The following is a 24630-nucleotide window of genomic DNA, read 5'->3' as shown; positions in this document are numbered from 1 at the left end:
GAAAATCCGCCGCGCGTGCGACGGATAATCTATTGGCGATTAGTTCAGCGGATTAACTCCCGCACCGAAGAACCACAGTGCTACGAGAATCGCTACGCCGATAAGCACAAAGACCCAGGAGGTGCCCAGCGGGCGGCGCGCCCAGGAGCGCTTGAAGTCTAGGGAAATAAAGCCCGGGCCAGTAAACTGCAGGCCCACGGCGATAACGAAGAGGACCAAAGAAAGCCAGACGGAATCTGGCCAGCTAAAGACGTCCAAACCGGCGCCGGCTTGCGCCAATTCGTGCACGGCAGTAAAGCCGGTCACCACCAAGCCCAGCATGGCAGCCAGCGGCGTGATGAGACCGAGCAGCAAGAATACGCCGGCAATTAGCTGCATGGTCGGAACCGCAATCGACAGCGCGGTATCCCAAGCATAGTTCGCAAAATCACCCTCTAGACCGGACAAGCCCTGGCTATCGCCGAGCTCGAAGAAGGTTTTTGCACCGGCAATGATTAGGTAGGCGCTCAGTGCGATGCGAATGAATAGCAGACCAAAGTCGATAGTGCCGCGGCGCCCATAGCGGTGGTAGCCTTCTTTTTCTTCCTGTTCCGCCTGCAAGCGGGCCTCGCGCTCCTCTGCGGTTTCTGCGCTGGCGGCACCTTCTTCAGGGGCGTCGGCAGTAGCAAGTGCCGATTCCTCCTCGGCACTAACCGGCGTGGCCGACTCCGGTTGCGCAAACGCTACAGTTTCCTCGCTGGCGCCGCTTTGCTGACGCGCGGCTTCATTCGCGCTGGAGTAGGACATTACCTCAGTTTCAGGGTGGTCTTGCCGCGCCTGGAAAGGCTTGATCTCCTGCGGCTCAGCGCGGCCGGCGCGCTCGAAGAGGCCAGGCTTCGAGTTCTTCTCGCTGGAAACGGAATCTTTGCTCGCGGGCTTGGCGTTGTAGGTAGGCACGCCCATGTCTTCATCTAACGGTGTGGCTTTATCCGGCTGTTTATCGCTCATAGCTCCAATTTAAGGCACGGGCCTGCGCTTTTGTGGTACCCGCCACGGCGCGCCGTTGCAGCAAACTGGCTAGAGTGCTTCCAAGCCGCTTGCGGCCTCAATCACCGAACGCGTGAGCTCACCCAAAACCTCCGATTCCAAACGCCAACGCTGCCAATAGAGGTCGATATCGAGCGGGGAGCCGTCGAGAAGCACCAGCTCTTTCGCCTCCAAAAGCGGCAGTGCCTGGGCTTGGGGCAGCAATCCCCACCCTAGGCCGACCCGAACCGCCTCGAGGTAGCCCTCGGAAGAGGGAATCTGCGACACCCGGGCACGCACCACGGCCGAATCAATGAAGCGCTCGCGCATGGCATCATCCAATACCTGATCGTTGGGACCATATCCCACCAAAGGCATGGTTTCCCAGGTCAGCCGACCGCTATGGAAGCTTTCTGCAATATGTGGCGCCGCGACTGGAAAGTAGCGCATAGTGCCCAAAAAGCTAGACTCGCAACCCGAAACTGGTGTGGCCTCCCTCGTTACTGCGCCCAGCACATCGCCACGCCGCAACATGGCTAAGGTGCGTGCTTCATCCTCAATCCGGATGCGCAAGGCGACGTCACCCCGCCGCGCGGTATCGCTTAGAACCCTCCTAAACCACGTCGCCAAAGAATCCGAATTTACTGCGACAGACAGCGGGACCCGAGCTAGGCGATGGCCGAGGCGGGCATCCGTTTCTGCCTGCACTAACGCCATGCGGCGCGCGGACTGAACAAGGATCTCGCCCGCTTCCGTGGCGGTTACCGGGGTGGCACGGCGAAGGAGTACTCGTCCGGTGCTCGATTCCAAGGCCTTGATACGCTGACTCACCGCAGACGGCGATATACCGAGCACGGCTGCGGCAATATCGAAGCTGCCTTCGTCCACGATCGCAAGCAAGGTTTCTAGGTGCACCGGATTCATGAAGCCATTCTAAACCAACTGAAGAAGCATTAACTGGACTAATCCAGCCTAAGAAATCACACTAGAAGGCATGTCCATCGTGCTTGCTGGTTTCTTTCTGGGATTATCGCTCATCGTGGCCGTCGGCCCGCAAAATGCCATGCTGCTTAAATTCGGCATCCGCCGTGATCACATCGGTTTAATCATTGCCGTCTGCGCGCTTTCCGACGTCATCCTGATTACCTCCGGCACAGCCGGCGTGGGCTACCTGGTCGAAAAGTTTCCCAACGCCCTGCAAGTCCTGAAATACGTTGGCGCGGCTTACCTGGCCTATTTTACTTTTACCTGCTTCCGCGATGCGTTAAAGACCAAGGGCGAGGCCATTGAGGTCGAATCCACACAGCCTAAGGTCCCGCAGGAAGTAGCCACCTTCGATGGTTCCACGTCACGCAGCACGACGAAGACTAAAACTCGGGTGGAGATAAAGCGCTCCCCCTCCTGGGTTAAGCCACTATTGACCGCCCTGGCCTTAACGTGGCTCAATCCAGGCGCCTACGTAGACGTGGTGGTCATGCTCGGCAGCATCGCCAACCAATACGGCGAATCAGGGCGCTGGCTTTTCGCCGTGGGTGCTATCTGCGCCAGCTTCACTTGGTTCCCCTTCATCGGCTTTGGCGCTGCACGTTTTTCCCATGTGTTGTCCCGACCCACGGTATGGCGTTGGATCAACTTCGGTATCGGCGTCATCATGATTGGCCTAACGCTCAAGTTGCTCCTGCTCTAGGGGCCGGGTTCAAAGGGCCGCCTAATTGCCGCGAACGCGCGACGCGGTCGCACCGGCCCACCGGTTGATTCCGGCGTCGTGGGCGACGTCGTCAATCGCGCCCAGCTCCTCTGCACTGAAGTCGAGGTTGTCCAGTGCCCCTAGGTTATGCTCGAGCTGCTCCACCGAAGAAGCGCCCAACAGCGCCGAGGTTAGCGTGCGATCGCCTTGGTCGCGCAGTACCCACGAAATAGCCATCTGAGCTAGAGACTGTCCACGCTTACGCGCAATATCGTTGAGGTCGCGAATCATGGACAGGTTCTCCTCGTTGAGCCAGCCCTTTTCCAAGGTCTTATCTTGTGCCGCGCGAGAGTCTGCGGGAATGCCATCGATATAGCGATCGGTCAGCATGCCCTGTGCCAGCGGCCCGAAACCGATAACTCCCAATCCGCTACGCCCGGTGACGTCAAGCAACGACTCGCCATCTTCGCCCGGACGCTCAATCCAGCGGTTGAGAATGGAATAGCTTGGCTGATGAATCAGCAATGGGCAGCCTTCGTCTTCCATGAATTCCACGGCCTCCGCGGTAAGCTCCGGACCGTAGGAAGAAATGCCCACGTAGAGGGCCTTGCCGGAAGCTACGATATCGCGCAGTGCATAAAGGGTTTCTTCCAGCGGGGTATCTGGATCCGGGCGGTGGTGATAAAAAATGTCCACGTAGTCCAAGCCCATGCGCTCGAGAGACGCGTCCAAGGAACTCACCAGATACTTGCGGGAGCCACCAAAGCCATAAGGGGAATCATTCATCACCCAGCCGGCCTTGGAAGAGATGATCATTTCATCACGGAAGGGACGGAAATCGCGGGCGAAGATGCGGCCGAAGTTGTCTTCGGCGGCGCCAGGTTCTGGGCCATAGTTATTGGCCAAATCGAAATGAGTAATCCCCCGGTCATACGCTGCACGTAGAATCTCGCGCTGCGTGGCCAGGGGACGATCGTCACCGAAGTTCTGCCATAGGCCAAGGGAAATGGCCGGCAGCTTCAGCCCAGAGTTGCCTACTCGGCGGTACTCCATCGAATCATAACGGTCAGATGCGGGTGCATAGATACTCATGGCACCCATTGTCCGCTTAATTCTTCGGTTTGTCAGTCTGCGGAAGCTCCTCATCTTCCTCGGGGTCGCCGGATGCCCCGGTTTCTTCGACCCACTTTTCAATTTCCTCCGGGGTGCGGTCGGTTTCTACCGCATCGCGCTCGGTGTAGTAGGAGTAATCGTGGCGCTTTTCTTCGTACTTTTCCTTGTCAAAGTCCACGTCATCGTCGCCGTCGAGCTCTTCGGTGACTTCCTCCACCAGCTCATCGTAGAGGGCCTCGTTGTCCATATTGGAGTCCTCGATGTGCTGGCCAATTTCATCGTCGTAACGCTCGGCGTCGTAATCCTTGTCTGGGTGCAGCTTCAGGTGCATGAGGGCTCGTACGCGCTCGCGACGCACTGCCTCGTCCTGGATCTGGGACTGGCTACGGAACCACGCAAAAACCAAGATGGCGACCATGAGGATTCCCATGTAGCCAATGATTGGATAGATGTAGTTCATCAAGGTCTTAAAGCCGGCAAAGGAAACAGCGAAACCAGCCAAGCAGCCGATGACGAAGATGACCGGGTAGCGCTTCTCATGGCCGGCAGACAGGCGCTTACCCAGCGCGTAGAACATGCCGATGGCGGTATTGAAGATCATCAAGTAAATGATGACCGCCATGACAGCGCCCAATGTGGGATTGACGTCATCGACCAGAGACAACATCGGAATATCGGAGCCTTGTGCCTTATCCGAGTTCATCAGCAAAGAGAAACCGGCAAGACCCATCATGACGGAGTAGATAATGCCGCCCACGACGCCGCCCCAGCCGGCCTCGCGCGGGCTAATATTATCGCCGCCGATAACCAGGGACATAGATACGGCTAGCATCAGAGCAAGGCCGTTGTAGTTCAGTGCGGAAATCAGCCAGTTGCCAATCGGAGTATCGATCTGACTCGAAGCGTCTAGGGCCGCCCCAATGTCATCCGGCATATTGAGTCCGGTGTAGATGGCTACGCCAATGACCGCAATGATGATGGACGGTGTGACCGTACCGATAACCTTGGAAACCTTATCCACGTCGAGCATGCCGACGAGCAAGACCAAGACCAGCATGAGCGTGGAACCAATCCACGTCTTCCAGCCAAATTGCTGTTCCATGTTAGAGCCGGCACCGGCCAGCATCACAAAACCAATGGCAAAGAGGGTGATGATGACCGCCACATCCAGCAATTTGGAGACGATCGGGTGGGTGACATTGCGGAAAACAGTATTGTGTTCCGAGGCGTGGAAATAGCTTCCCAGCTGCAAGAACACTGTACCCGCGAGGGTCATGACGAGTGCGGCGATAATGATGCCAGGAATGCCCCAGGTGCCAAAGGCAGTGAAGTACTGCACCACCTCTTGTCCCGTGGCAAAGCCTGCGCCGACCAACAAGCCCACGAAGGACATTGCAATGGCGATAATGTTTTTAGAAGACACAGTTGCCTAACTTTTGTAGCGAATATCTCTCGCATACTGGTGCGCGCGGCCCCTTTGTCCCCCGCTCCCCAGCACGTGGGCTACGCAACACCGATATGCGTTCCTTAAGGAATGGTACGTAAGTGACCCGCCAAACACCTACTGATGCATACCGATGTTGTGCTAAATCACATATGGGGATTCAGCGAAATCAACCAAACGCCTTAGTCTTCGAAGGTCGCGGTATCAATCACAAAGCGGAATTTCACGTCCCCGGCTACCACGCGCTCATAGGCAGCATCGACATCGTTGACGCCGATCTTCTCAATGACGGCACCAATGCCGTACTCGGCACAAAAGTCCAGCATCTCCTGGGTCTCAGCGATACCGCCGATATTATTGCCCGTCAGCACCTTACCGCCGCCGACGAGGCTGCCCATATGGATTCCCAGCTCCTCTGGTGGCAGCCCTACCACGGACATGATGCCGCGCGGCTTGAGCAGCTGCAGGTAATCATCGAGAGAGTACTGGGCAGAAATGGTGGACAGGATGACATCGAATTCGCCGCGGTGGTTGGCAAAGAAGTCCTCGTCTTCACCGGTGGCCAAAATGTGCTTCGCACCAAGCTCGTAGGCCTCCTTCTCCTTGCGCAAGGAGCGGGAAATCACGGTCACTTCCGCACCCTTTGCCGCCGCGATTTGGACACCCATGTGGCCCAATCCGCCTAAGCCCACTACAGCGACCTTGTCACCTTCCTTGACCTGCCAGCGTGCCAGCGGCGAATAGGTGGTAATTCCCGCGCACAGCAGCGGGGCCGCTTCGTCAAAATCGATGTCCTCTGGGATGGTGCATACAAATCCTTCGTTGACGACTACCTTCTGAGCGTAGCCACCTTGGGTAATGGTGCCGTCCACGTCCTCGGAGTTATAGGTTCCTACATTGCCGTTAAGGCAGTTCTGCTCCTGTCCATTGCGGCATTGCTCGCACTCGCCACAGGAATTTACTAAGCATCCCACGCCAACGCGGTCGCCGACCTTGAATTTAGTGACCTTATCGCCCACGGCTTCTACAACACCGGCGATCTCATGGCCCACCGTCAGTGGGAAGTGGGCTTCGCCCCACTCGTTTTGAATGGTGTGGATATCGGAGTGGCAAATGCCCGCAGCTTTGATATCAATGACCACGTCATCCTCGCGCGGATCGCGGCGCTCGATTTCTACGACCTTAAAGGGAGCTTCAGGACTTTCCTTTTGCAATACTTTGCTCTTAATTGACATGCCCACAACCCTACGCCCACCCCTACTGACCTCGCCTAACGAAAATAATCACCAATTTTGACAGGAAATGAGGGCACAAAAGCCAGCCACGCGTCCTGTTCGAGGAAGTGCGAGCGCGGCTGGCTTAACGTGGTGCTTAGTTAAGCTTTTCTGCGATGAGCTTATTGACCTGACCAGGATCGGCCTTACCCTGGGTGGCCTTCATGACCGCACCCACAATGGCACCGGTTACCTTCTTATTGCCGGCACGGTACTTCTCCACGATGTCCGGGTTAGCTGCCAGCGCATCATCCACGGCCTTTTCAATGGCTCCATCGTCGCGCACGACCTCCAAGCCGCGCTTTTCGACGACCTCATCGACGTCGCCTTCGCCCGCCAACACGCCATCTACCGCCTTACGCGCCAGCTTGGTAGTCAGCTTCCCTTCATTGACGAGCGCGATAACGCGCGCCACCTGCTGCGGGGTAATGGACAAACCTGCAAGGTCGGTTTCCTTCTCGTTGGCCTTGCCTGCTAGATAGGAAACCCACCAAGAGCGCGCCTCGTCCGGCTTCGCGCCGGCCTCAACGGTATCCACGATGAGGTCGAGTGCGCCGGCGTTGACCAAGTCGCGCATCTCTTCATCCTTGATGCCCCACTCTTCCTGAATGCGCGCACGGCGAACCCATGGCAGCTCCGGAAGGGTCTGGCGCAGTTCTTCTACCCACTCGCGTGGGGCGATGACCGGTGGAAGATCCGGGTCATTGAAGTAACGGTAATCCTCCGCGGTCTCCTTCGGACGCCCCTTGGAGGTAGTGCCGTCGGTCTCTTGGTAGTGGCGGGTTTCCTGATCGATGGTGCCGCCATCTTCAAGTACCTGTGCCTGGCGCTGCATCTCGAAGCGAACCGCCTGTTCCACAGAACGCAGGGAGTTGATGTTCTTGGTCTCGGTACGGGTGCCGAATTCTTCCTGCCCCACTGGGCGCAGAGACAGGTTGGAGTCCACACGCATCGAGCCCTGATCCATACGGGCATCGGAAACGCCTAGGGCTGCCACAAGCTCACGCAGAGCGGAAACATAGGCCTTAGCCACCTCCGGTGCACGCTCGCCGGCGCCGACGATCGGCTTGGTGACAATTTCAATGAGAGGAATGCCCGCACGGTTGCAATCCACCAAGGAAGCCGTAGCACCGTGAATACGGCCGTCCACGCCGCCCAAGTGGGTCAGCTTGCCGGTGTCTTCCTCCATGTGCGCGCGCTCAATTTCCACCCGCCACTCGGTGCCGTCCTCCAGTACTACGTCCAAGTAGCCGTCGTAGGCAATCGGCTCGTCATACTGGGAAATCTGGTAGTTCTTTGGCTGGTCCGGGTAAAAATAATTCTTGCGGGCAAAGCGAGAGGACTCGGCAATGGAGCAATTAAGCGCCAAGCCAATCTTGATGGCGCCCTCCACGCCCTTGGAATTTACTACCGGCAGCGCACCGGGCAGACCCAGTGAGACCGGGTCAACGTTGGAGTTAGGCGCTGCGTTGAAGTTCGTAGGAGAGGTAGAAAACATCTTGGTTTCCGTATCCAGCTCTACGTGGACTTCCATGCCCATTACCGGCTCGAACTTTTCTAGGACCTCATCAAAGTCCATCAGGTCATACATCGCAGCAGTCATGCGTGCCATCTTAATACGTCCATGCACCCGCGCGCTCACGCCCCTAAGCTGAATATTATGACTACACCACATAGCGTTGATGCTCAGCTTATCGATGCCCCTTTGATCAACATCGCAGTCTTTCGCACTGCCCCCACGCCCGAGGAGGTAAGCGAGCGTTTGACCACCACTTTTGCCGATCGCTTGGGAGACATCACTCCGGGCAAGAATCCCGGTAGCCTCATGGCCGAGCTCGATGATTCATTCTTATTGCACTACCAAGCCATCGATACCCCTCCCACCCGCGATAGTTATGGTCTCCACCCCATTTTGAGCGCGGACGCACGCGGTCTCGATTCTGCCACCGCACAAATCCTCGTCTCCGTACTTCCCCGGGATGCAGAAGACAACCGTGCCAAGCAGTTTCGTGAGGCTCGCCGCGAGCACCTAGAGCTGCTCTCTAAAGCCACCGCTGTGGTAGCCGAACACCCAGAATGCCTCATCGTCCACAACCCCAGAGGCAACGTATCTATCGCTCCGAATACGTTCCTCGAGGCCGTTCGGGACAACCTTGCCCCGATGCACATTGCGCCAGTATGGCTCACCCAAAAGGGAAACAAGATTCTGGGTTATACCGTGGGGCTAGTCCAAGCAGGTCACCCCGAAGTCCAGGCGGCCACCGAATCGATGGATCCCACCGATCTCTATTACAAGCTGGCTAATATCGCAGACCACGTTCTCCAAGGCGCCACCGTCAAGGACGGCGACACCTTAAGCTTCGAAGAAGGTCAGCCGCCCCTGACCGCACAGGAAGAACCCTGGTTTGTAGACGAGTCTCTTCCAGCGGTCACGATTGGTTTCTAGCTAGTACTCTCCTTCCTACGGGAATCCACATAGCGGCAGATGGCAGCCAGCACCGCACCGGAAAGGTTGTGCCACACGGAAAAGACGGCTCCTGGCAGAGCAGCCAATGGGTTCATATACGTCGATGCCAAGGAGGTGGCCAAGCCGGAGTTTTGCATGCCCACCTCGACGGCCATCGTGCGCCGAGCAGCGACTGGCTGCTTGGTTATCAATCCGGCTAGGTAGCCCAGACCGTAGCCACACCCGTTGTGGATAATCACGGCGGCAAAGACCAGCGCACCGGCGCTGGCGATGGTGTCGTGCGCTCCGCCCACCACGATGCACACGATGGCGGAAATCGCCGCAACCGAAATCCAAGGCAATGCCGAGTTAATCCTTGCCACCACCCGCGGCGCCAGCATGCCTATGAGGATGCCGGCGACGACAGGAATGAGCACCACCTTCACAATGGACCATGCCATAGACGAAGCGGAAACCGGCATATACTCCCCTGCCAGCCACAAGGTCAGCAACGGGGTAAACACCGGTGCCAATAGGGTGGAAATCGAGGTCATGGTCACCGACAGGGCTACATCGCCACGCGCTAAATAGGACACCACATTAGAGCTCGTTCCACCGGGAGCGCAGCCTACAAGAATGACCCCGGCCGCTACCGCTTCTGGGAGGTCCATGATTGCTACCACCGCCAATGCCACCATCGGCATGATGACAAACTGCGCAACTACTCCGATGAGCACGGGAAGCGGCCGGCGGGCCACCAAGGCAAAGTCCACCGGCTTGAGGGTAAGGCCCATACCAAACATGACAATGCCCAGCAGCGGGGTGACCTGCGGGGCAAAGGATGCCGCGGTATTCGGTGCAAAGTATCCAATCACGCCGCCGATAATCACGAGCACCGGAAAGCCTAGCGCTGCGATAAATGCTTGGCGGTCTTGAGCTGCGGAGGGCACAGTAGCCGCCGCCATCCGATTATCTGTCATGCTATCGATACTCATAGACAAAAGAATAGGCTCCCACCCAGTGGGAGCGCTATCCTAATATTCGAAATGTGCGTGGTCTCTACCCAAAGAGCGCTTGTGCATTGCGGTAACGCGATTCCGGCACTGTCTTAAGGGTTCCCACGGCCTCCTCCAACGGAACTAGATCAATATCCTCGCCATGGAGAGCTACACACATACCTGACTTGCCTTCATGGGTAGCACGGGCTGCGTGCACGCCGTATCGAGTTGCCAGAACGCGGTCATAGGCAGTCGGTGTACCGCCGCGCTGGATGTGTCCCAGCACCGTCGTTCGCACGTCATATCCAGTGCGCGCCTTGATCTCATCCCCAATAACCTGGCCAATACCGTTGAAAGTCTGGTGTCCGAATTGATCCACGCCGCCGGCTTCGAAGTCCATCGTCCCCTCCTTGGGGAGGGCGCCTTCTGCAACGCAAATAATGCCGTATTTTTCACCCATTTGGAAGCGGCGCTCCATCGCCTTGGTGATTTCTGCGATATCGAAGGGCTCCTCGGGCACCACCGTGTAATGCGCGCCACCAGCCATGCCCGCGTGCAAGGCAATCCACCCCACATGGCGGCCCATTACCTCCACAATCAGAATACGGTTATGAGATTCCGCGGTGGTATGTAAGCGGTCAATAGCATCGGTAGCTACAGATACTGCGGTATCAAAACCAAAGGTGTAGTCGGTGGCATTGACGTCGTTGTCAATGGTCTTTGGAACACCTACTACCGGCACCCCATTATCGGATAGCCACTTTGCCCCCTTGAGGGTGCCCTCGCCTCCGATGGCAATGAGGGCATCCACTTCGGCATCGGCCATATTGGATTTAATCTGATCAAGACCCGCCTTAAACTTATCCGGATGCAGGCGGCCAGTGCCTAGGATGGTGCCACCGCGCAACAAAATGCGGTCGATTTCTGCATCATCATAGAGGTCGCGGCGGCGGTCCTCCATCAGGCCCACCCAACCGTCTTCATAACCTACGACGGTATCTCCAAATTCATTGGATGCGGTACGCACAACCGCACGAATTACAGCATTGAGGCCGGGGCAATCGCCACCGGACGTTAAAACACCTAGACGCATACCTACCAATCTAGCGCGCTATTTTTAGCCCTGCAGAGTGTCCCGAAAGCAGAGAGCAGAAACCAAGCCCACCACCAGCGCAACCACGATGACAAGGAGCGAATTAATAAGTGCCACTGCTGGGTCACCTGTTTGCATAACGGCAGACACTAAGGCGACGCCCACTACGGAACCCACTTGGCGGGAGGTGTTATACACGCCAGAAGCAGCACCCATGAGGACCGGCGGCACATCGCGCAGGGTGGTCGCTGCGTTGGACCCCCAGATGAAAGACTGCCCCACACCAAGGCCTGCAATGGGCAGCCCGAGCACCCACGGCAGGGCGTCTACATGCATCACCCACCATGCCGCAAGCAGCGAAAGAATAAGGATGGAAAATCCCACCACCCCAAGAATTCGAGGATTCACATAATCCGCCATAATTCCCGCGAGCGGAGATATCAGTAGAGAAACCAGAGCCATTGGCGCCACGATAATGCCAGCCTCGCCTGCTGGAATGCCCTGCATGGTCTGCAGCCACAACATGATGGGTAGCATCACTGCAGCCGCCATAAACCCCATGGCAATAATGCCCACCGAGCCGGCAAGGTAATTGCGGTCGCGAAAGAGCGTCAGCGGCACCAGCGGGCTCGCCCCGCGGGCATCGGCGGTAGCCTGCAATCGAATAAAACCTGCGCTAGCGATTGCTCCGGCGAGCAGAATAAGCCAAATGGTCCAGCCCCACCCCAGTACTGGTCCCTGTTGGATGCCAAAGACAATCGCCGCCAACGCGATCAGAGAAACAACGGCCGATGGCGCATCGATAGACTGCGCGGTAGTAGGCAACTCGGGCACCCACCACAGCGCCAGCACGATGGCCAGCACCACGAAAGGAATGTGTACCCAAAAGGCGGCCTGCCAACCGAAGTTTCCCACTAAGAAGCCTCCGGCGAGTGGACCGACAAGTGCTGCAATCGAGCCGATTACACCCCACACGCCCAACGCACGTCCACGGCGCTCGCGTGCGAAGATTCGGTTGATGACGGACATACTTTGCGGCATCTGGAGAGATGCCCCTACGCCTTGCACGGCACGCGCGGCAATGAGTACTTCTACTTGGGGAGCTATGGCACAAACCATCGCACCGACCCCGAAGATAGCCACGCCCAGACAAAACATCCGGCGTTGGCCCAAAACGTCGCCCAGACGGCCGGCGAAGAGCAACGGCACCACTGCAGCCAATAAATAGGACGCGGATACCCACATGGCCTGGTTTACACCCGCGTCTAGATCACGTTGCAGGTTCGGCAGCGCGACCGCCACCATGGATTGGTCCAGAAGAGACACAAAGAATCCCAGGGACAGTGCAAACATGGCGCGCCATGCTTGGCGCTCAGGCGGCAAGTGCGTCTCCACAGTCATAGCCATAAAGTCTAGCGGGGCCAGAATTATCGGCCTAGACTGGCCGCATGTCCATGATTGATATCAAAAAGCCCCAAGACGTATCTACCGCCACTACTGTCACCCTCGGCCTTATCGGCGGGTGGGTGACCGCCCGCGAGACCGGAATCCGCCCGCTCGGCGGCGTTATCCTCGCCGCCGCTGGCGTGTGGGCAGGCCGCTCTTGGGCAAAGAAAACCACTCCGGCTACCACTGCTGGCCTGTGTGCACTCTACGTGGGCGCATTCGGCGCCTCCCACCCGTTGGCGAAGAAGATTGGCGCCTGGCCAGCCGTCCTTAGCGTGACCGCGGCCTCGGCGGGCGCAGCCTATGCGCTTTCCGACGCCAAGTAATCCCCCCCCCACACACAAAATGCGCACCATGCCCGAAGACATGGTGCGCATTTTTAGTTTTAGTGTGCTGCGAGTTTTTACTTGGCAACACTAAACTCGGCCGCAGCTTCCTCGCTGCCCAAGGCGACGGTGCCGCCAGGGAGGTTAAAGAAGGAAGGCTTGGACTCAAGGAGGCCGAGCAGGGCGTCGGAAAGCTGCTGCGTATGCTCATCGCACGCCGCGCGGGTGGAGTTAAACTCGCCGACGCTGATGGTGCCATCCGCAGCCACCTTGTAGGTGGTGGTGTAAGTATTGCAGCCATCATTCATCACCAAGGAGTGGTCCTTGGCAAATTCGACGCTAAACTTTCCTTCTTCCTTAATGGAGTGGAGAGTTCCAGTGATGGTCTGCCCCTCGATGTGAGGCTCCAGCTTCTCCGCGCCCTTCGGCAGCGGGGCAATAAGCCCAGAGTTGGTCGGCGCGGTCATGCTGAACCCCGGATCGATGGAGGGCACCTGCGCGGCATTGGCAACGCCCACGCCCATGAGTGCAGCGGCGGACAGCGAAAAAATTGCGGTCTTCTTGAAATGCATACCCGATAATTTTACCCCCGCCGAATATAAATTCAACGGGGGCAGATAAACCTTTATGGAATTGCCAGGGACCTCACAGGAAGTCGCTTATTTATTGCGGCCAGCTTCATAGGCAGCGCCGACCTTGTACAGGCGGTCATCTTGGAAGGCTGGCGCCATGATCTGCAGACCGGTGGGCAAATTGGTATCGCTTGCCATACCGGATGGCACAGACATGCCGCACAGGCCAGCCAGGTTCAGCGGCAGAGTGCACAGGTCAAAGTTGTACATTGCCATCGGATCCTCGGCCTTCTCCCCCAGCTTAAACGCGGTAGTCGGGGTGGTCGGGGAAACAATTACGTCAACCTGCTCGAAGGCGCGAGCAAAGTCCTGGGCAATGAGCGTACGCACGCGCTGCGCCTGCAGATAGTAGGCATCGTAGTAGCCCACGGACAGTGCATAAGTACCCAGCATGATGCGGCGCTTGACCTCTGGGCCAAAGCCTTCTGCACGAGACTGGGACATGACCTGCTCGGCAGAGTGGGAGCCGTCATCTCCCGCACGCAGGCCGTAGCGCATGCCATCGAAACGCGCCAGGTTAGAGGACACCTCGCACGGCATGATCAGGTAGTACGCAGCCAGTGCGTCATCGAAGTGCGGGCAATCTACCTCGACAATCTCCGCACCCTGCTCGCGCAACTGCTCAACGGCGGCATGGTAGTTCTCCATCACGCCTTCCTGCCAGCCATCGCGCTCAAATTGCTTAATCAGGCCGACCTTGACTCCAGAGAGGTCCCCCTTAGCACCCTCGCGTGCAGCGGCGACAATCGGCGCTACCGGCTTATCAACGGAAGTAGCATCGAAAGCATCGTGGCCAGCGATGACCTCGTGCAGGAGCGCGGTATCGAGGACAGTGCGGCCGCACGGGCCCGCTTGGTCGAGGGACGAGGCAGCAGCGATAAGACCGTAGCGGGACACGGTGCCGTAGGTCGGCTTTACGCCAACGGTGTTGGTCAGTGCAGCTGGCTGGCGGATGGAACCGCCAGTATCAGTACCGATGCCAAGCGGCGCCTGACCAGAGGCGAGTGCGGCAGCGGTGCCACCGCCGGAGCCGCCTGGGGTGCGCTCCGTGTCATAAGGGTTATGCGCTGGGCCAAAAGCAGAGTTCTCATTGGAAGAACCCATAGCAAACTCATCCAGGTTGGTCTTGCCTAAGATGGGGATTCCAGCCTCGCGCAGGCGCTTGGTCACGGTGGCGTCATAGGGAGAAACGTATCCCTCCAGCATCTTGGAAGCGGCGGTTGTCGGCGCATCGGTGGTAACCAGCAAGTCCTTCAGAGCCAGCGGCACGCCGGCCAGACCGGAAGCAGGCTCTTCGCCGGCATCGAGTGCCTTATCCACGGCGTCGGCAGCCGCGAGGGCTTCTTCCGCGCCCACGTGTAGGAAGGAGTTGAGCTCCTCGTTGGTCTCTGCAATGCGGTCTAGGAATGCCTGGGTTACCTCGCGGGAAGTAATTTCACGGGCGTGAATCTTTTCCGCCAGCTCGGCAGCAGTCAGGGAGGTCAGGCCCTCCGCGGGAACGGTCAGGTTAGACATTTATTCTCCTCCCAGAATTTGTGGCACAACGAAGCGCTCTTCTTCTACGGCCGGTGCTTGGTCCAAGGCCTGTTCTGCAGTAAGGGTGCGCACAATAACGTCCTCGCGCATCGGGGCGTCCACGGAGTGCGGGTGGCTCATCGGCTCTACGCCCTCGGTATCAACGTTTCCCACCGCGGAAACCGAATCAACAATTTCATCAATCTGCGTTGCGAACTGGGCTAGCTCTTCCTCACTCAGGGCCAGGCGGGAAAGCTTGGCGAGGTGGGCTACCTCATCACGCGAAATCTCAGACACGCGAACTCCATCCTTTTTCTGCATAATTGACACGCGGGTGAAAAATATTCACCGACAGCATGTACTATGTGAATTGCTAACGACCCATGGTACTGCACCGACCACGACGGTTGCCGCGTCACCCCAAATTTGCGTTGCTTGAAGCCCGCATTGTGACGCACGTATCATGTCTGGGACTACAAACTACCGAAAGCGTGCAAGACCATGTCCTTTTTGATCCGCGTACTGCTCCCCGATGCTCCTGGCAGCTTGGGCCAGCTTGCCGACGCCTTTGGACTCGTCGACGGCAATATCCAATCGGTCGATATCGTAGAAAACTTTCCCGATGGAACGGTCATGGATGACATTGTCATTGAGTTGCCGCAAGGCACCATGGCCGATGTCCTCATTACCGCCGCTTCCTCTGTCGAGGGCGTGGAGGTCGACTCCATCCGCCCATTCAGCGGCCGCGTAGACCGCCGCGGGCAAATCGAGCTGCTTGCACGCGTTGCCCATGCCACGAATGTCACTGCCGCTATGGAAGAGGTAGTAGCCGCGATCCCAAGGGCGCTGACCTCCACATGGTGCATCGTCATTGACAATAACGAGCCCATCCACCGCGTAGCTTCTTCCAATGCCGCCCCCGAAGATGATGGAACCGTACCCCACGATATTGAGGTGGAAAGCGCCCGCGTGCTCAGTCCTGATCGTGATGAATGGATCCCGGAAAGTTGGTCGCTACTCGATTCCGCCTTGGCCGCCGCCCCGCTCGGCGATACCGGCCTAGTTATAGCCATGGGCCGCACCGGCGGCCCTGACTACCTAGCCTCCGAGGTGGAGCACCTAGGTCACATCGGCACCATCTTAGGCAGCTTCCTCAAGTAGCCGGACCGATTTAGGCCTCACCTGTTTCTAATAGCTGCTGAAATTCCGCTTCATTGAGAATCGGGATTTCCAGCTCACGGGCTTTATCCTCCTTCGAACCGGCGTTTTCGCCAGCCACGACATAGGAGGTCTTCTTCGAGACCGAACCGGTAGCCTTTCCGCCGCGAGAAACAATAGCTTCTTTCGCGGAATCACGGGTGAAGTTCTCCAAGCTACCGGTCACCACGATGGTCAGACCCTCTAGAGTCTGCTCCTTGTGGTCTTCCACCGCTACCTCCATAGCCACCCCTGCGGCAGCCCATTTGTCCACGATAGTGCGATGCCAGTCCACTTCGAACCAATCGTGGAAAGATTGCGCGATGGTCATGCCCACGCCATCGACTTCTGCCAGCTCCTCCGTCTTGGCGGCGCGTAGCTTTTCCATGGATCCATAGCGAGAGGCCAGTGCCCGAGCGGCAATTGGCCCCACGTGGCGAATAGACAGCGCGACCAGGACGCGCCAGAAGTCACGGCCTTTGACCTCATCCAGATTCTTTAACAAGTTCTGTCCGGCCGTATTGACCTTGACATTTCCTTCTTTTTTGGTGCGCTTGTCCTTTGTATCCTTCTTCGCCGTGTAGACGTCCGAGGCCAGGAGCTTTTCCTCGGTGAGCTCGAAAAGCTCTGATTCGTCGACGAGAATGCCATTTTCAATTAAGTCCATTGCCCCCTTCTCGCCCAGGGCCTCAATGTCCAGTGCCTTGCGCGAGGCCAAATACTCCAAGCGCGCGGAAAGCTGTGCTGGGCACGATTGGGTATTGGGGCACCGCCAATCCGCGTCGCCGTCTTTTTGTGGGGCCAACTTCGTGCCGCATGCCGGGCAGTTCTCCGGGAATGCCCACTCATACTCGCTACCATCGCGCTGCTCGCGCACTGGTCCGAGCACCTCCGGGATAATCTCGCCCGCCTTGCGAATGATGACGGTATCCCCGATAAGCACGCCCTTGCGCTTTACCTCTGACTGATTATGCAAGGTAGCCATGGACACTGTGGAACCGGAGACAAAGACCGGCTCCATGATGGCAAACGGGGTCACTCGCCCGGTACGCCCAACACCCACCTCAATGCCCTTGAGCTTTGTAGTCACCTCTTCCGGTGGGTACTTATAGGCAATGGCCCAGCGCGGGGCGCGGGAAGTCGCACCCAGTGCGCGCTGCGAACCCAAATCATCTACCTTGACGACGAGTCCATCCATCTCAAAGATGGCATCGTGGCGGTGTTCTGCCCAATGTGCCACCTCGTCCTGGACCTGCTCGGCCGAGTGAACCTGCTTGGTATATGGGGAAACGGGCAGCCCCCAAGCCGCAATTGCCTTATAGGCATCATGTTGGGAGGTGGGTGAAAATCCCTCGCGCGCGCCTAGGCCGTGACACACCATTTTCAGGCGGCGCTTTTTCACCTCGGCGGGATCCTTCATGCGCAGTCCACCTGCCGCGGCATTGCGCGGATTAGCAAACTTTTCCTTGCCATCGGCCGCGCGCTCCTCATTGATTTCTTCAAAATCCTCGGGGCGCATATAGACTTCGCCGCGAATCTCGATCAGCTCTGGGACCGGGTATTCATCTGTCCCCTTGAGCTCATGCGGAATGTCTTCAATCACGCGTGCATTAGCAGTGATGTCTTCGCCCACCGTGCCATCGCCACGGGTCGCGGCGGTGGTCAGGCGCCCATTGCGATAGACCAAATCGATAGACAAGCCATCAATCTTGAGCTCAGTGAGATAAGTCTTTGCTGGGGTTCTTTCGAGCCAATCCTGCATCTCGCCAGCGCTAAAGACATTGTCCAAGCTCATCATGCGCTCAAGGTGTTCAATATCCTCACCGGCGCTCGGTGCAGCACCCACCTGCTGGGTAGGTGAATCAGGCACGGCAAGCTCAGGATGTTCTTCTTCGAGTGCAAGAAGGCGTTGGAAGAGGGCATCAAAGTCGGCGTCGGGAATAGCCGGCTCACCGTTGTAGTACAGGTTGCGGTGGCGGCGCACTTCCTGCGCAAGGTCATTCCATTCACGGTGCAGATCAACTGGATTAGTCACGCTGCTCAAGTGTAGCTATCCCTCGTGTCGGGGCTAGCTACTAAGGTATTGATCATGACTTTCGACGCCTCCCACATGCTCGCCTTCGACCTTGAGACCACCTCGGCCAATCCCAAAGAAGCCCGCATCGTCACCTCTGCCTTAGTCCGCATTGATGGCCGCGATGTACAAAAGGTGGAGCACCTCGCCGATCCCGGAATCGAGATCCCGGAGGAAGCGACCAACGTGCATGGCATCACTACCGAAAAGGCCCGCGCCGAGGGCCGACCGCACGAAGAGGTTCTGAAAGATACAGTCGAGGCCATCAAGGCCGCCTGGGAGGATGGTCTAACGCTCATTGTCTACAACGCTGCTTTTGATCTCACCGTGCTGCGGAGCCTCACCGGCGATTTCACGGTCACCGGCCCAGTCTATGACCCCTATGTAATCGACCGCGTCAGTGATAAGTGGCGCAAGGGCAAGCGCACCCTTGGCGCCGTGTGCGAGCACTACGGCGTCGAGTTGGGCAACGCCCACGAAGCTACTGCCGACGCCCTCGCAGCCGCCCGCGTCGCTTGGAAACAGGTACGCCAGCACTACCCCAACTTGGCGCAGATGGATGAAAACGAGCTCATGGAATTCCAGGCGGTCAAGTGGTACGAGGATCGGACTGCATTTAAGAAATACCTAGAGGGCAAGGGCCGCGATGCCTCGGATGTCTCGACTGCATGGCCCCTCATCGGATAAAGTCTCCCAAATCTCCTAAATCTCCAAGTACGGCTAAAAGTCTCCCAAATCTCCGATAACAAGGGTTACACTAGCGTTATGGAAAATCCGTTCCGCCCTACATTCGGCGCTCCTCCCCTGTTCTGGGTCGGGCGCGGTATCGTGCTCGATAGCTTCCGAACTGCGCTCGATGGCTCGGCAGGCAATGCTTCCCGCTCCATGGTGCTCAGCGGTGCAAGGGGCATCGGCAAGACTGTTCTCATCAACGAGTTGGAGGACATCGCCGAGGCCCGGGGGTGGGTAACGCTACGCGCCTCAGGGCGCTCCACCATGGTCGAGGAACTGGTCAATACCACCATCCCCAGGCTGCTTGAACAACTCTCGCCGAGCGACAAGAAGAAGGTCAGCCGCATCGGCATCGGCGGCGTGGGATCAATCGGCTTCGACCATCAAAAGGAAGATCGCTTCACCCCCACGCTGAATACTCGCCTGCGTGAGCTTTCCACAGAGCTAAAAGGCACCGGAATCCTGCTTACCATCGACGAGGTGCAAGACGCCGATGTCGATGAACTCACCACCATCGCCGTGGCCTACCAAGACCTGGTGCGCGATGAAATTGATATCGCTTTGGTAGCCGCCGGCCTTCCCCAAGGGGTCAACCACCTATTGGATTTGCCCGGGGTGACGTTTCTGCGCCGGGCCCAGAAGTTCGTCTTAGGACCGCTGTCTCCGGCCAATTCGCAGCAGGCTCTAGAGCACACAGCGTCTGGCTCGGGGTTAGAGTTTAGCCCCGAGGCGACTAGGGACGCCGCAGCGCTTACGCGCGGCTACCCGTACCTCGTGCAATTGGTTGGCTCGCTGGCATGGGAGCGCAGTCGCCAGAACCAAGAAAGTGGCATTTCTCAGGAGACGATTGCCTCGATAGCTCCAGATGCGATTTCAATTATGGGCGCGCAGGTACACCAGCCTGCGACGTTGACCTTGCCACCGGCACAGCGGGAGTTTTTGGAAGCAATGGCCGCAGTGGAGCTAGACGGCGTGGCCACCATCGCCGACATAGCAGGACACATGGACCGCACTGTACGATCCTTGTCCGCCACTCGCCAGCGGCTTATCGACGCCGACCTGATCGAACCCACCGCACACGGCAAACTGCGCTACGTCATCCCTTATATGGGCGAATACTTCACCGCCACGGATAGCCGCGGGCGTGTCGATTAAAGATCGCCGGCGTCCCGGACGAGGATGTCGGCGGTCTCAGTGACAGAACGAAGCGAACTAGCCGAAGCCGCACTGGGAAAAACATCGAAGTGGTCGACCAATAGCTCGCGCGGCATACCTATGCGATCAAGGTGGGAAGCTAGGGCGATTGCTTCCTCCCTCGCATCTTTGCCGAGAATGCCCAAGCCGATGCGGTAGCCCGCACTGAGGTGCTCGCCCAATCCGTCATAGTGCTGTGGGGTGGAAAGCTGCTGGCGAAAGCGCGAATCAACCAAAAAAGTCTTCGCTGCGCGCGCCACCGACCAAATAGGCGCAGCATGCACATAGTCGACCTCAAACGCTAAAAGGCTTTCTAGGACGACTTCCTCTGGGACCGCTGGTATCGAGTCAAAATCAGTAGTCCCGGGAATCCGGCCAGCAATGATATCTGCCAGTAGCGGTTCATCGAGTTGTACGTGCACCTCGCCGTGGAAACGGCTTGCCACATCGTGGGCATGGGTGTGGAGGCCGTGTAAGAGGGCATCGGAAAGCTCTGCGAAAGCGCTAGAGTCAGTGAACACGCGGTGGCCATCGGAGAGCTCGATGCTCGCCGCCAAAGACCAGGGCCCCAAGGCTTGCACCTTAATGTGGGAAACCGTCTCGCCCCAGACCCCCTGAACCTCATCGAGGTCGCGTTCTAAGCGATCCCAGGTCCGCCGCGTCAAAAGCTGCGGACGCGCAGTCATGCGCCACGACCACGGACCACGATCGATATTGATGGCTTCGAGCATGCTGGCCGTACGCCCAACCGCATCGGAGCCGAGTCCCCTATCAGGAAGCTGCGGGATAGCGGGAAGGTCAGTCTCACTGATTATGATGTCCGCCGCCTCCGCTACGGAAGTGCCGGGCATGGGGCCAAGTGCAAAGCCGGCCATCTAGGCCGTCCCGCAAATGGTGCCGGACCCGATAACGATATCGCCAAGCTCGTCTGGCGACGGCAAATACAGCACCGCCGCCTGGCCACGAGCCACGCCGGAAAGCGGTTCCTTAAGCTCAAGGCGCATCTCATCCGCATCGCGGTCGACGTGCGCGACACAAGGCACCACGGAACCATGCGCACGCACCTGAACCTCGCACTCGAAGTCCCCATCCATGGCTGGGTGAAGGTACTTCAGGCGGTCAGCTTGAATTGAGGTCACGGCCAAGTCCTCGCGGGCACCGACGGTCACCGTGCCCGTAGAAGCATCGATGTCGGTGACGTAGCGGGGACAGCCGTCGGCAGCCGGCGCCTTGATGTCTAGGCCCTTTCGCTGACCGATGGTGTAGTTCCATGCACCATCGTGCTCTTTAAGCTCCGTGCCCTCCTGATCCACGATCAGGCCAGGGCGAAGCCCGATGCGAGCGCCCAAAAATGCCTGAGTGTTGCCGTCGGGAATGAAGCAAATATCATAGGAATCCGGCTTCTTCGCGGTGGAAAAGCCATGCGCCGCGGCCTCTTCACGGATCTGCGGCTTAGGAGTATCGCCAATGGGGAAAAAGCAGTGCTCCAGCTCTTCGGCCGAGATGACGCCCAAGACATAAGACTGGTCCTTATTCTCATCCAAAGAACGGCGCATGTAGCCGTTTTCGTCAATGGTGGCATAGTGACCCGTCGCCACAGCATCGAAGCCGAGCGCCATGCCCTTTTGTAGCAGTGCCCGGAACTTAATCTTCTCGTTGCAGCGCAAGCAAGGATTAGGTGTCTCGCCGCGAGCATAGGAATCCACGAAGTCCGTGATGACTTCTTCTCTAAATTCCTCCGAAAAATCCCACACATAGAAGGGGATGCCCAACTTATCGCAGATGCGGCGAGCATCGGCTGAATCCTCCAGCGAGCAGCAACCGCGCGCTTTCTCTCTGGTTTGCTGCGCGTCCTTGTGCAGGGCGAGGTGAACGCCAATCACCTCATGGCCAGCTTCTACCGCCCGGGCGGCGGCAACAGATGAGTCCACGCCGCCGGACATGGCAACCAATACTCGCATCTCGCTCCCCAATTCACCTTGACTACAGGCCCGAAAGTCTACTCCCTAGCCCCAACGCGGTTTAAATCGAATCCATTCCCTAAGCTTGTGTCACATGGGAAGAAAGCGAGCCTCCACCGAACAAGGAATCACCGGCACCTACGAAATCTCGACCGGAACAGCCGAGGTTGTGGCGGATGAGTTCCGCGATGGAGCCTATATCCTCAACGTTAACGGCGTGCCGAGTAGCCACATCGTGCTGGGCGAGCCAGAAGAATTGGAGTTCGAATACATGCGCTGGATTGCAGCGGCCGTCGAACACCTCAATACTCGGCCAGCGAATAAGCTGCGTGTCACCCACCTAGGTGGCGCAGGCTGCTCCCTTCCACGCTATTTTGCCAGCAAGCTCCCGGGTAGCCGCCACACGGTGGTCGAACTCGACGCCAAACTGGGGGAATTGGTGCGTACGCTTTTCGACGTCCCCCGTTCCCCTACCGTGAAGATCCGCGCCGGCGAAGCACGCAAAGAAACCGAGGGGTTCCTGCCCGCCAGCCGTGACATCATCATCCGTGATGTATTTGCTGGCGATAAGACTCCGGCTAGCCTCACCACCGTGGAGTTCTTCCAGGCTGCAAAGCAGGCACTAGAGCCAGGTGGACTCTATATTGCCAATTGCGGAGACCATTCTGATCTGCAGCTAGCAAAAAGCGAACTGGCCGGACTAAGCAAGGTTTTTGACCACCTCGCGGTCATCGCGGACCCACCAATGCTTAAAGGCCGGCGCTACGGAAACATCATCCTTATAGCCTCGGATACAGAAATGCCAGCCGAGGGCTCCATTGAAGCCGCTCAGCTGGCTAAGGCACTCCTTGGCGGGGCGGTGCCTGCCCACTACAAGGACGAGGCGTGGACCCGCGCGTTTTTCGCTGGTGCTACTGCAGCACGCGATTAAGTAGCGTGGCTACTTGGCCCGCATCGAAATCGGGAACATCAGCGCCAGCCTTCTTGGCCGCGTTCTTAGCCTCCGAAACTTCGGACTCGGAGACATTGCCAGACTTAACGTTGTTCACGTGACCGGCATTGTCCAACAGGATTGCTAGGTCACTGACAGAGAAGTTCCCCTTTGCCATATCACCCAGATCTTCTACTGGGAGGGCATCCTTGTCCTGCAAGGTCTTCACGAAGCCTGCTAGGCCTTGCGCTGCTTGGGGGTCAAGGCCGGACTTTTCGGCGGCGTCGACAAGCTGTGGTATCGCAATCAGTCCTGCTGCGAGGGCTAGGATAGCGCCGATAAGCGGCGTGCTGTCCGAGCTTAGGTCAACGCCATCGCCCACCACGAGCTGTTCGAGCGCGCCGCCGACATCCACATAATTTCCATCGCTAAAGGACTGCAGCTGCTGCTTGGAACCATTAAAAAGGTTCATATCAACGTCGGTAGGAATTCCTGCCACCTTGCCGGAGCCAGAACGCTGCCAGAAGGATAGCTTCTTCCAGCCACCCACGGCCTCGGGCGCCTGATCCTGATAGGCCGCAAGCCACAACGGCATATCCGAGAACTTCTGGGAGTTATTCATCTGCCCCATCCAGAAGTACTTGTAGGTGTAGATCATGGGAGTGCGGCCGGTAAGGCGCTTGAGCTCGCTGGTGAATTCTTCGATCCACTGCTCCAACTGGGCCGCGGATTTACCTTCATCCACCTCGATATCGAGTGCGGGAGGCAATGTCTGATCTGGCGCCAGCGCAATCTGCGCGGCAAAGTTCGCCGCTTGCGTTTTGGCGTCAGTCGATGGACGAGCGTAGTGATATGCGCCTGTCTTAAGGCCGGCAGCGTGGGCGGCCTGAACATCTTCGACGTAGTGCGGATTTACCCAATCCCCACCCTCAGTTGCTTTTACAAATGCAAAAGACTGACCGTCAGTACGTACCTTAGACCAATCGATGGGCGTGCCGCCCGGGTGCTGGTGTGCCGCAACGTCCACGCCCTTAGGGGCGCCAAAGCTCACCGCCTGGGCAACAGCGGTACCACTAATAGCTAGTGCAGCCACGGTAACTACCGCAGTAATACTCTTTCGGAGTGCCTTCTTTGAAGTCATGCGCGTGAGTCTAACAATGGTTTCACTCTATCAACATCTTTAACACGCGCCACTTGAGATAATTTTCTTTTCTTCTATTTCTGTCACCGTAGGCAATTTCACCATTTAGAACATATTTTTGCCCCCTCTTGTGGCGGGCGCACCCACAGCGTAAGATAGACACCGTGAAGATTAGTTCAGCAGTTCTAATATTCGGGGGAAATAATTTTGGAAGCCTATTACATAGTCAATGATCCTAAAGATCCATTAGCAGTTAAAGCTACCGAAATCAGAAAGCAAGATTACCTTTTCTGGAAAGATGCCAAACCAGACTTAGAAGACGATTTCGACATTACTTGCCATACCCTTGCCACCCGTACGGGATTGAGTGAGCGGCGCACGCGCGATATAACCATGGCGCTCTACCGGCTGGCTGAGTTAC

The 24630-nt window shown here is 57.7% G+C and carries 23 protein-coding genes; 7 read left to right on the top strand and 16 right to left on the bottom strand.

Going from position 1 to position 24630, the window contains the following annotated elements; translation table 11 throughout:
* Nucleotides 1-39: 39 nt before the first annotated feature.
* The gene (locus tag QP904_RS06625) at nt 40-987 is read right to left on the bottom strand and encodes a DoxX family membrane protein (RefSeq protein WP_284835759.1); all 948 of its coding nucleotides are present in this window, start codon (nt 985-987) and stop codon (nt 40-42) included.
* A gap of 69 nt (nt 988-1056) precedes the next feature.
* Nucleotides 1057-1929: a LysR family transcriptional regulator ArgP gene (locus tag QP904_RS06620; protein ID WP_284835758.1), complete on the bottom strand. Its 873-nt coding sequence runs from the start codon at nt 1927-1929 to the stop codon at nt 1057-1059.
* 70 nt (nt 1930-1999) lie between these two features.
* On the opposite strand from QP904_RS06620, the gene QP904_RS06615 reads away from it, so the two are divergent.
* Complete coding sequence (locus tag QP904_RS06615) at nt 2000-2692, top strand: LysE/ArgO family amino acid transporter (protein WP_239208419.1); 693 nt, start codon at nt 2000-2002, stop codon at nt 2690-2692.
* Between the two features lie 21 nt (nt 2693-2713).
* On the opposite strand, the gene QP904_RS06610 is transcribed toward QP904_RS06615, so the two are convergent.
* The 4 genes from QP904_RS06610 to gatB form a co-directional block, all read right to left on the bottom strand.
* Nucleotides 2714-3784 carry an aldo/keto reductase gene (locus QP904_RS06610; RefSeq protein WP_284835757.1) on the bottom strand — a complete coding sequence of 357 codons (1071 nt, stop codon included), beginning with the start codon at nt 3782-3784 and terminating at the stop codon, nt 2714-2716.
* A gap of 16 nt (nt 3785-3800) precedes the next feature.
* Nucleotides 3801-5228, bottom strand: a complete 1428-nt coding sequence (locus QP904_RS06605) for a YkvI family membrane protein (RefSeq protein ID WP_239208417.1) — start codon at nt 5226-5228, stop codon at nt 3801-3803.
* A gap of 203 nt (nt 5229-5431) precedes the next feature.
* Nucleotides 5432-6484 (bottom strand): NAD(P)-dependent alcohol dehydrogenase, encoded by a 1053-nt coding sequence (locus QP904_RS06600; RefSeq protein ID WP_284835756.1) that lies wholly within the window; start codon nt 6482-6484, stop codon nt 5432-5434.
* 136 nt (nt 6485-6620) lie between these two features.
* Nucleotides 6621-8126: an Asp-tRNA(Asn)/Glu-tRNA(Gln) amidotransferase subunit GatB gene (gene gatB, locus QP904_RS06595; RefSeq protein ID WP_234288100.1), complete on the bottom strand. Its 1506-nt coding sequence runs from the start codon at nt 8124-8126 to the stop codon at nt 6621-6623.
* Nucleotides 8127-8183: 57 nt separating this feature from the next.
* Here gatB and QP904_RS06590 point away from each other — a divergent pair, with 57 nt between their 5' ends.
* Nucleotides 8184-8969, top strand: coding sequence for a DUF4261 domain-containing protein (locus QP904_RS06590; RefSeq protein WP_239208887.1), 786 nt, complete (start codon nt 8184-8186; stop codon nt 8967-8969).
* On the opposite strand, the gene QP904_RS06585 is transcribed toward QP904_RS06590, so the two are convergent.
* The 3 genes from QP904_RS06585 to QP904_RS06575 form a co-directional block, all read right to left on the bottom strand.
* Nucleotides 8966-9949: a bile acid:sodium symporter family protein gene (locus QP904_RS06585; RefSeq protein WP_396130080.1), complete on the bottom strand. Its 984-nt coding sequence runs from the start codon at nt 9947-9949 to the stop codon at nt 8966-8968. The two genes, QP904_RS06590 and QP904_RS06585, sit on opposite strands and share 4 nt — an antisense overlap.
* 79 nt (nt 9950-10028) lie before the next feature.
* Nucleotides 10029-11060 carry an ATP-dependent 6-phosphofructokinase gene (locus QP904_RS06580; RefSeq protein WP_023021719.1) on the bottom strand — a complete coding sequence of 344 codons (1032 nt, stop codon included), beginning with the start codon at nt 11058-11060 and terminating at the stop codon, nt 10029-10031.
* Nucleotides 11061-11084: 24 nt separating this feature from the next.
* Nucleotides 11085-12461, bottom strand: a complete 1377-nt coding sequence (locus QP904_RS06575; protein WP_284835755.1) for an MFS transporter — start codon at nt 12459-12461, stop codon at nt 11085-11087.
* A 47-nt stretch (nt 12462-12508) separates the two neighbouring features.
* On the opposite strand from QP904_RS06575, the gene QP904_RS06570 reads away from it, so the two are divergent.
* Nucleotides 12509-12832 (top strand): hypothetical protein, encoded by a 324-nt coding sequence (locus tag QP904_RS06570; protein ID WP_005323344.1) that lies wholly within the window; start codon nt 12509-12511, stop codon nt 12830-12832.
* A 77-nt stretch (nt 12833-12909) separates the two neighbouring features.
* On the opposite strand, the gene QP904_RS06565 is transcribed toward QP904_RS06570, so the two are convergent.
* The 3 genes from QP904_RS06565 to gatC all read right to left on the bottom strand — a co-directional run bounded on the left by QP904_RS06565 (nt 12910) and on the right by gatC (nt 15276).
* Complete coding sequence (locus QP904_RS06565) at nt 12910-13404, bottom strand: META domain-containing protein (RefSeq protein ID WP_239208881.1); 495 nt, start codon at nt 13402-13404, stop codon at nt 12910-12912.
* A gap of 87 nt (nt 13405-13491) precedes the next feature.
* On the bottom strand, nt 13492-14979 hold the full coding sequence (gene gatA, locus QP904_RS06560; protein ID WP_284835754.1) for an Asp-tRNA(Asn)/Glu-tRNA(Gln) amidotransferase subunit GatA: 1488 nt from the start codon (nt 14977-14979) through the stop codon (nt 13492-13494).
* Nucleotides 14980-15276 carry an Asp-tRNA(Asn)/Glu-tRNA(Gln) amidotransferase subunit GatC gene (gatC, locus tag QP904_RS06555; protein ID WP_034656449.1) on the bottom strand — a complete coding sequence of 99 codons (297 nt, stop codon included), beginning with the start codon at nt 15274-15276 and terminating at the stop codon, nt 14980-14982. It lies immediately after the preceding gene.
* A gap of 204 nt (nt 15277-15480) precedes the next feature.
* Between gatC and QP904_RS06550 the strand changes: the two genes are divergently transcribed.
* Entirely contained in the window at nt 15481-16140 is a 660-nt protein-coding gene (locus tag QP904_RS06550; RefSeq protein ID WP_023021725.1) for an ACT domain-containing protein, read from the top strand.
* Nucleotides 16141-16150: 10 nt separating this feature from the next.
* Here QP904_RS06550 and ligA read toward each other — a convergent pair whose 3' ends face one another.
* The gene (gene ligA, locus QP904_RS06545) at nt 16151-18220 is read right to left on the bottom strand and encodes an NAD-dependent DNA ligase LigA (protein ID WP_396130056.1); all 2070 of its coding nucleotides are present in this window, start codon (nt 18218-18220) and stop codon (nt 16151-16153) included.
* Nucleotides 18221-18265: 45 nt separating this feature from the next.
* Here ligA and QP904_RS06540 point away from each other — a divergent pair, with 45 nt between their 5' ends.
* Nucleotides 18266-18937, top strand: coding sequence for a 3'-5' exonuclease (locus QP904_RS06540; protein WP_023021727.1), 672 nt, complete (start codon nt 18266-18268; stop codon nt 18935-18937).
* 78 nt (nt 18938-19015) lie between these two features.
* Nucleotides 19016-20137 (top strand): ATP-binding protein, encoded by a 1122-nt coding sequence (locus tag QP904_RS06535; protein ID WP_023021728.1) that lies wholly within the window; start codon nt 19016-19018, stop codon nt 20135-20137.
* Here QP904_RS06535 and QP904_RS06530 read toward each other — a convergent pair.
* A complete protein-coding gene (locus QP904_RS06530; RefSeq protein ID WP_396130054.1) occupies nt 20134-21027 on the bottom strand; it encodes a uroporphyrinogen decarboxylase/cobalamine-independent methonine synthase family protein in 894 nt (297 codons plus the stop codon). The two genes, QP904_RS06535 and QP904_RS06530, sit on opposite strands and share 4 nt — an antisense overlap.
* 24 nt (nt 21028-21051) lie before the next feature.
* On the bottom strand, nt 21052-22137 hold the full coding sequence (gene mnmA, locus QP904_RS06525; RefSeq protein WP_284835751.1) for a tRNA 2-thiouridine(34) synthase MnmA: 1086 nt from the start codon (nt 22135-22137) through the stop codon (nt 21052-21054).
* Nucleotides 22138-22231: 94 nt separating this feature from the next.
* Between mnmA and QP904_RS06520 the strand changes: the two genes are divergently transcribed.
* Nucleotides 22232-23068 carry a spermidine synthase gene (locus tag QP904_RS06520; RefSeq protein WP_239205686.1) on the top strand — a complete coding sequence of 279 codons (837 nt, stop codon included), beginning with the start codon at nt 22232-22234 and terminating at the stop codon, nt 23066-23068.
* Here the strand turns inward: QP904_RS06520 and QP904_RS06515 are convergent.
* Nucleotides 23049-24209 carry a glycoside hydrolase family 25 protein gene (locus QP904_RS06515; protein ID WP_023021732.1) on the bottom strand — a complete coding sequence of 387 codons (1161 nt, stop codon included), beginning with the start codon at nt 24207-24209 and terminating at the stop codon, nt 23049-23051. The genes QP904_RS06520 and QP904_RS06515 overlap by 20 nt on opposite strands.
* Nucleotides 24210-24630: the final 421 nt, after the last annotated feature.

The sequence above is a fragment of the Corynebacterium nasorum genome (assembly GCF_030229765.1).
GTDB lineage: Bacteria > Actinomycetota > Actinomycetes > Mycobacteriales > Mycobacteriaceae > Corynebacterium > Corynebacterium kefirresidentii.
The sequence above is the reverse complement of the archived record's forward strand: the minus strand, read 5'-3'. Positions and strand labels throughout refer to the sequence as shown.